Origin of the sequence: Clostridium porci, assembly GCF_009696375.1 — a bacterium.
Taxonomy (GTDB): Bacteria; Bacillota; Clostridia; order Lachnospirales; family Lachnospiraceae; genus Enterocloster; species Enterocloster porci.
In genome coordinates this window covers 1-7,819 of record NZ_VUMD01000038.1, presented here as the reverse complement: position 1 = coordinate 7,819, position 7,819 = coordinate 1, and the positions used below count along the sequence as shown (strand labels likewise).

Below are 7,819 nucleotides of genomic sequence, written 5' to 3'. Positions count from 1 at the left end.
CCCCATGAAGCGTTTTGTCAAGTGCTTTTTTGAGTTATTGACGCAAATTCTTGTGAAAGTGCGAAAGTGCAAAGTGCAAAGGGTCTGCGTTTTGCACTTTCAGCTTGCGGGTTCGGGCGGCTGCTTCTTCTTGATGAAGTTATACCATTGACCGCCGACACGCCTTGCGCCCAAAATGCTGCCCATGTTGCGCTTGGCGTTCTGTACCGTCCTCTCGGATATTCCGGCTTCGGCTGCGGCCTTTACAATGTCCTCGCTGGCAAGCTCTTTCCCGTCTGCAAGCAGGTCAAGTATCAGCTTCTCGGCTTGTTCGGTCTTGGTGGCGGTGTTCCCGCCCGCGCCGGATAGCAGCTCGTCGGCGGTTATGTCGTATTCGCCTATCCATGAAAAGCCTGTTTCCGGGTCAAGGCAAAAGGCAACGGGCTTGCCCTCCGGCGCCAGGGAAGATTTGTCATGGACGATAACACGCACATTCGGCTCCCGCTTCACGCGCCCGATCAGCAGGACGCTCCTTGCTGCGGCGCGGAAGTCGATAGAACCTAAGCCCCGGTATGCGCTCTGCCCTCCGGCAGCTTTGTTCAAGTGTCCGATAAGGATAACGGCGCACCCGGTACGCTCGGCAACATCGGCAAGACGGCGGAACATGGGGCGCACTTCGTTTGCCCGGTTCATGTCGGTCTTTTCGCCCATGTACGCCTGTATTGGGTCAAGGATAATCAACCGCGCCCCGTTCTGCGTGATTGCCTTTTCTATGCGCTCGTCGGAGAGGGTAAGCTCCCGCTTGGCTTCATCAATCACAAGCACGCGGTCAAGGTCGGCTTCGGCTTCTATCAAGCGGGGCTTGACGGTATCGCCCAGCCCGTCCTCGGCGGTCTGGTAAATCACTTGGAATGGCGGCAGGGGCTTCATTCCCGGCAGCGTTCCCCCGGTGGTGCAGGCAGCGGCAAGGCGTAGGGCAAAGGTGGTCTTGCCCTCGCCGGGGTTGCCTTGCACAATGGTTACTTTCCCGAAAGGGATATACGGCTCCCATAGCCATTCAACGGTCTGCGTGTCAACCTCGCTCATGCGGATAATCTCGACGGTTTCTTCCTGCGGCGGCTCTTTCAGGCCGTAAACTGCTTCCTGGATATACTTCCCGTCTGTGATTTCTGCCCGGTGCTGCAATACCTCGTTCCAGTCCTTAAACAGCGGCACAAGGCGGTGGACGGTCAAGCCCTCCGGCACAAGCTCCGCAAGGCGGCTACAAGCGTCGTTTCCGGCTTGGTCGCTGTCAAGGCAGAGGTAAACGGTCTTGATGTTCGGACGGTCAGAAAGGAAACGCAATAGGGCTTTTTCTCCCACGCCGCCCAATGACAAATAGCTCTGCTTCTGCCATTCCTTTTTGAACAGGCAGAGGAAAGAGAGCAGGTCAACGGGGGCTTCAAAGGCAAAAAGCCTGTCGCCCTCGCCCCGGTAACAGAAATTAAAGGCTTTGTCGCTGCCTTTCACATCGAGCCGGAAGTTTCCCGCCGTTCCCTTGCTGTGGGCGTAGCGCGGTATTCCGTCCTCGTCCCGCCCCACAAATACGGCGTTGTGGTGGGCTGCGTCCTCGTAAATATCGCCGCGGGCAAAGAAAAAGCCCGTCACATCTTCATCAATGCGGCGGGCTGCTGTGAGGTAGTTCCTCGCTGTTCGGTTGTCGCTGTTTGGGGGTGGTAGCCGGAAGTCGGAAAGGGACGCGGGGCAAGGTCTGTCCGGCGGCGGTGCGGCTCCCTTTTCTCCTGTGAGAAGTTCCACGGCTTCGGTGAAGCTCTTGCCGAAAAACTCTATAACAAAATCAACGGGGCCGCCGCCCTTGCTCTGGCTGTGCCTGTACCATTTGTTTCCCCGGACGGTCAAGCTGTCGTGCCGTTTCCAGCGGTATTCATTCCCGGCGCGGGTAAGCTGCTCGCCCTGTGATTGCAGGAAAGAAACAAGGTCGGCTTGATTCGCCCGGTCTATCTGTTCTTGGGTGTAGTACAAAAATCTCAACTCCATTCATCGTTCTAAGTCGTGCCGCTTGGCGCGGGTCTGCTCCGGCTGGTCGGCTTTCAGTGCAATATCAACGCACTTGCGGATATTGTGCAGCTCGGCAACCTCGGCGCGGGTTTCTTTCAGCTTGGTATATTCCGCTGTTCTCTGCCCGCTGAGAGTGGCGTACTCTTTTTCCCATTCAGAGATAGGCAAGGTCTTTGTCCCTTTCGGCAGATTTGCATGGAGATAGCGGCTCGCTGCGTTCCATAGCGTAAGCTCGGCGCGGTGGGCTTCCTCGTACTTGTCACGCTTGCTCGTCCAGCCATTTTTCAGCTTTTTCAGCTCGTCGTGAATGGGCTTGTACTCGGTGTAGTTCTTCCCGTATTCAATCAATTTCTGCAATTCTTTCATGCGCTTCTCGGCGGTTTTCATGCCCTCCCGGATAGCGTCGGCTTGGTCGCTGACAGAGGAAAGGGCAGCGTCCAGCTCCGCAAGGGTAGAAATACCATGCTCGGAAAGATAGTTGACCGCCTTTGCAACGGTTTTCAGTTCATCGGCGGCGTGCTGCCTTTGCCAACTCTGCGAATACTTCCGGCTCTTTTCTCTCTGAACGCTTAAATACTTCATCAGCAGATTTGCAAGGCCGGGGGATTGCGGGGGCTGCTCCGGGGCGGTTTCCCGCGCCTTGAACAGTTCGCCAATCCATTCTTTGAGCTTTCCAATCTGCGCCCTGATTTCCCGGATAAGGCGGTTTGCCTTTCGGATATTCCGGTTCAGCTCGCCTTTCTCGGTGGCTATGCCTTTCTTCTCCATTTGACAGGCCGCTACGCCCATGTGGACGGTGGGCAGCTCGTCAATGCCGCGCTCGGCGTTGCTGCGGTAGTCGATACGCTCCGGGTGTCCGGCGCGTTCAAGGTAGGCGTTTGAAATATCCGCCCATGCCTTGCGCCATAAAAGCGCGTTGCCCTTGTCGTTCCAGCCTGTGAGGTCAACTTTGTGTGTCTTGTATCTGCCGCTTGGTAAGCGTATGCGCTCGCCGTTCTCGTCAAGGTCATATTCCTTTTTGGACTTCGCCGCCCATGCGCCGCGCTCGTCAAGGGGGCGCATGGTAAGCATGATATGACAATGGGGGTTGCCGCTGTCGGTGTCGTGAATGGCAAAATCAACGCACATTCCTCTTGAAACAAATTGAGAGGAACAGTATTCACGGACAAGCCGGATCTGTTCCTCTCTGGATAATTCTATGGGGAGTGCTGCGTCAATCTCTCTGGCAAGCTGGGCGTTCCCGGCTTTCTCGTAAAGCTCCACGCTGTTCCACAAGGTTGAACGGTCAGAGAAAGAGGGCGGGGCATGGGGCGGCAGTAGGATTTCCGTATGGACAACGCCGCGCTTGCGGGTGTAGTCATGGGTCATTCCGTCCCACTCGTTTGTGATTTTCTCGCCGCTTCGATAGGCGGCTGCGGCAACGGCTGACTTGCCTTTTCCTCGGCTCACAATGCCGATGTTACAATGGTAAATGGCTATGGGTATCACCTCCCGGATAGGATAACCAAACCCGCAAAAATGGTACAGACGCCAACGGCGGGTGTACTGTTTTTGTGGGTGTGCAGGGATAGCCGCGTAAGCGGCGCAAGGGGTGCAGCCCCTTGTTGCGGCAAAGCCGCCATATCGGAGCGCGGGGAAAGTTCCCTGTGCGGAGATACGCCCTCGGCAGAGCGCACACGCCCGCAAGGGTGTATAAGTGCGCCCTTTGTTCCAAAGGGATTATTCGCTTTTCCCGCCCTCGGTGCGTTTTTTCAGATAAGCCCGCGCTTCCTCGCTCGTCAGGGCAAGCCGGAGAAAGGCGGCGGCTTCCTCATCGGTCATGGTCTTGGCTTCCGGCACAATGCTCTCAAAGACTGCGCCTCGGACGACCAGCCGGTGGCTGCGCGTCCGGCGTTCCTCTTGGGATAACTTTTGCCGCAACACCTTTTCCCGATTTTCAAGCTGCCGGATTTTCTTCTTCCCGTCCTCAATCTCGGCTTGCAATTCCTCGCGTTTTTTTTCTCTCGGTTTCGTCATGGGTGGTCACTCCTTTCTACCTGTCGGCATAGAAAAAGGACAGTCGATTTCCTCGGCTGTCCTTTTGATTAGGGTGTTTGGTTTACTCCGTTCTGCTCAATAAATGGGAATATTAAATATCAATACGCCCTTTAATACATTCCTATTAAAACATCAGCTTCGATTGTCAAATGTGTGAGAGTACGCCAATCAACGCAATCTTTTTCAACGCAAAAGAGAAGCGGCGTCATTTCAATAAACGACATTCTTTGTTCTGATGACAACTGTACGGTGGCTGAAACCGTTTCTCTTGAAATGGTTTTAAGATATTTCTCAAAATGTTCAACGACAGACTCATTTGAATAATCTGGATTTTTCAAGTGTGCTTGCACTTTAGTCCTGATTTCCCTCAAATGATTTTTCGTAGGAATTACTTTCACAACATATCCGTTAGGAGATAGCAATCGCTGAAATTCTTTGTAGTGTGCAGGCGAAAATATGTCTAAAATACAATCCATACTTCCGTCTTTCAAAGGGATTTTTGATAAGTCAGTAACAAACCACTTCACTGCTTTGCGCTTGTCTTTTTTTGATGCAATCTGTATTGCCTCCCTTGACAAGTCAAAGGCAAAGATGTTTCGTTCTGTTCTTTGCTGTATCTGCCTTGCATAGAAACCCTCGCCGCAACCAACATCTAAAATGTTTCTTATAGATGGCGTATCAGAAATAAACTGTATGATTTTCTCCAACACAACATCATACATGCCATACTCCAAAATTTGGTGCCGGTTGTCAAAAGACCGCTTGCTGTAGTTGGTTTTGGGCGATGATTTTAACAACAAATTTACATACCCATATCTTGAAATATCAAAGCAATGTCCATGTCTACAAATTAGGCTATTGCCTTGTATATCCATTGATTTTGTGCAAATTGGGCATTGAAAATAAACCTTGCTGTCTGCAAAGCGTGATAAATTATTATTCATTTGTTTTTCCTCCGTAATTACATCTCTGCTTCAATAAGCGAGTTATGCAATACGGATAACCGCAACATAACTCGCGGTTTTATCTTAATCTCATAAATGTAACCATTGTGTTGTCCTCCAATCAATTCCGCAGTATTACTCTGCTTTTAGAAAAAGTATAGCACAAAACTATGAACATTTCAACTCTATTTCAGCCTGTCGGCGACGTTGCTCTCTCTGGCATACCGCCGCGCCGCTTCCCGCCGTTCCTCGCTGTATGGGGCGGTCAGACGGAAAGAGAAGCGGCCTTTCTCAATGTCAAACTCCATGCAGCCCGTTTCCGGGTCTGCGTCAGTCTGCTGGCAGATCGCCGGATAACGGCGGCTGTATGCAAGCAGACGCTTTTTCAAGGCGGTGTTGTGGGTGCGGATATGGATAAGGGGGTCTTTCTCGTCAAACCAAATATCGGTGGTCTTTTCCTGCTTGGTAAGCCCTGTTCTCATGCAAACTCCTTTCTGTGCCCCTGTTACGCAATAGGGGCATTTTTCGGGTGTTTTCTCCGGCTCTTGACTTGGAGAAAACGGCGTTTTTGACGATAAAAACCGCCCGGACGTGGAATGTATCGTCGGGGCGGCTGTTATCGCAAGATTTCCGATTTTTCCGGCTCTTGACCGTCAGACGCAGATAAACACGAACTGTCGGCAAGTATCGTCTTGAGCAGCTTGTCGCGGAATGTTTCTGTGCTGCTGTGATTGAAAAATAACTCCGCAACAATAGTCTGCCCGTTTCTCTGCGTCGTGATGATACTGTCGGGGGTCTGTTCTGCCATAGGCAGCTCCTTTCTCCGGGCACAAAAGAGGGACTTCCCGTAGCCGGAAAATCCCTCTTGGTTGTCGGTTATTCTGTTTTACTGTGCGGGCTGTGCGGCGGCGGTCTGCGCCTTTCTCCTTGCCCGGTATTCCCGCGCCTTGATACGCTCATACTCCCGCTGCTTTTCAAGGTTTCGCGCCCGGTACTCCCTTGAATACTTCCGGTGGTAGGCGCGGCTCTTTTCCTTTTTGGCTTCTTCGATTTCTTCCCGCATTTGCCGGATTTCCTGCTCTGTCGGCTCTGCAAGCTGCGTTACTTCGTTCTCAAATCTGCCGATATAGTTGAAATATATGCTGATGTGCTGGATTGCGTATCTCGCCCTTTTCTGGTCGCGCTCATGCACTTCAATCCTGCTGATAAACTCGTTGAGAATGGCGGGGGTGAGGTCAGTAAAGGCGGCATGGCGTTCCGTCAGCTTCAAAAACTTCTGCGCCCGTCCTCCCGCGTTCTCATAAGCGGATAGCTGCTCTTGGAGTATGGAAAGCTCCGTTTTCAATGCGTAGTATTCTTCTGAATACTTCTGCGACATTTGCTCGTAGCGGTCTTGCGGGATAGTGCCGAGGGCGTTGTCCTCATAGAGCTTGTTCAGCACCTTGTCGATCTGTTCAAGGCGCGTCGTGATTTGTGGGATACGCTTCTGCTGCTTTTTGGTCTGGTCGGTCTGCTGCATGGCAAGGTTCTTTTTCACTAAGGCTTCAAACTCCGCCCGGTTGCTGATAGAATAGTCCTCGATTTTCTTCAGCACTTCCGCGACGGTCTGCATGAGCAAGTCCGCGTCAATGATGTGCGGGGAATGGCATTTGGGGTTTTTGGCTTTTCCCTTGTGGTACTCGCTGCAATAGGCAACGTGCCGCTTGCCGCCGTTTCTGTAATCTATGCGGATGTGCATTTTTGCGCCGCAATCCTTACAGAAAAGCAAGCCCGACAAAGGGTGGATTTCCCCGTCCCCGTTGGGGCGTCTGACGGGCGCGTTTTCCAAAATCCGCTGTGCGGTTTCAAAGTCGGCGCGGTCAATAATCGGCTCATGCACATTTTCGGTTATCTGCCATTGGCTCCGGTCTACATAGTGGTTCCGCTTGTCCCGGAAATGCTTTGTAGTCTTGAAGTTGACTACATCGCCGCAATACTCCTGCCGTGTAAGGATATGGGTCAAAGTGGCTTTGTTCCACTTGTAACGGTTATCCTCATTGAGCGCCCTGTTTTTGCACGTTCCCCGCCCGCGCTCTTTCATGTAGAATGTGGGCGTTGGGATTTGCGCCTGCGTCAGATATACGGCGATTTGGTTGCGGTTTTTCCCGTCCAGAAACAGGCGAAAAATCAAACGGACAACTCCGGCGGCTTCCTCGTCGATTATCCAAAAATCCTTGTTGTCCGGGGATTTGACATAGCCATAGAGAGCTTCGGTGGCAATCGGCTTTCCACTCATGCCCTTCGTCTTAATGCCGGTCTTTACTTTCTTGCTGATGTCCTTTGCGTACCACTCCGACATGATGTTGATAAAGGGCGCAAACTCCAATGTGTCGGGCTTCTCGCTGTCTATCCCGTTGTTGACCGCGATAAAGCGCACATTGTTCCGTCTGAATATCTCCATAGCGTTGCCGACTTGGAGATAGTCGCGCCCCCAGCGGGTCATGTCTTTCATAATACACACGCCGATTTTACCGTTTTCTACGTCCTCTATCATGCGGGAGTAGGCGGAGCGGTCGAAAAATCTGCCGCTTTCATCGTCGTCAATGTAGTGCCGGATATTCGTCAATTTTAGCTGTCTGGCGTAGCTTTCCAAAAACTTCTTCTGGTTCTGTATGGAGTTGCTTTCGCCGCCGTCCCTGTCCTCGTCGCCTACGGAAAGGCGGGAGTAAAGGGCTGTGATTTTGTTGTAATCATTCATGTGCATATCCTCCTGTGCGTCCATGTAGAGTTCTTTACACTTAAGATTATGCACTCCATCGGGC

The 7,819-nt window shown here is 52.2% G+C and carries 7 protein-coding genes; all 7 read right to left on the bottom strand.

Annotated features, from left to right (window positions below; translation table 11 throughout):
* Positions 1-99: 99 nt before the first annotated feature.
* Positions 100-2,001, bottom strand: a complete 1,902-nt coding sequence (locus FYJ39_RS19940; protein ID WP_002592865.1) for an AAA family ATPase — start codon at positions 1,999-2,001, stop codon at positions 100-102.
* A gap of 15 nt (positions 2,002-2,016) precedes the next feature.
* Positions 2,017-3,525, bottom strand: coding sequence for a MobQ family relaxase (gene mobQ, locus FYJ39_RS19935; RefSeq protein ID WP_038286028.1), 1,509 nt, complete (start codon positions 3,523-3,525; stop codon positions 2,017-2,019).
* A gap of 231 nt (positions 3,526-3,756) precedes the next feature.
* Complete coding sequence (locus tag FYJ39_RS19930) at positions 3,757-4,053, bottom strand: DUF3847 domain-containing protein (RefSeq protein WP_002592867.1); 297 nt, start codon at positions 4,051-4,053, stop codon at positions 3,757-3,759.
* A gap of 131 nt (positions 4,054-4,184) precedes the next feature.
* The gene (locus FYJ39_RS19925; RefSeq protein WP_046920570.1) at positions 4,185-5,018 is read right to left on the bottom strand and encodes a methyltransferase domain-containing protein; all 834 of its coding nucleotides are present in this window, start codon (positions 5,016-5,018) and stop codon (positions 4,185-4,187) included.
* A 185-nt stretch (positions 5,019-5,203) separates the two neighbouring features.
* A complete protein-coding gene (locus FYJ39_RS19920) occupies positions 5,204-5,500 on the bottom strand; it encodes a hypothetical protein (protein WP_002592868.1) in 297 nt (98 codons plus the stop codon).
* A 134-nt stretch (positions 5,501-5,634) separates the two neighbouring features.
* A complete protein-coding gene (locus FYJ39_RS19915; protein ID WP_002592869.1) occupies positions 5,635-5,826 on the bottom strand; it encodes a transposon-encoded TnpW family protein in 192 nt (63 codons plus the stop codon).
* Between the two features lie 78 nt (positions 5,827-5,904).
* On the bottom strand, positions 5,905-7,779 hold the full coding sequence (locus FYJ39_RS19910; RefSeq protein ID WP_038286029.1) for a recombinase family protein: 1,875 nt from the start codon (positions 7,777-7,779) through the stop codon (positions 5,905-5,907).
* Between the last annotated feature and the right edge of the window lie 40 nt (positions 7,780-7,819).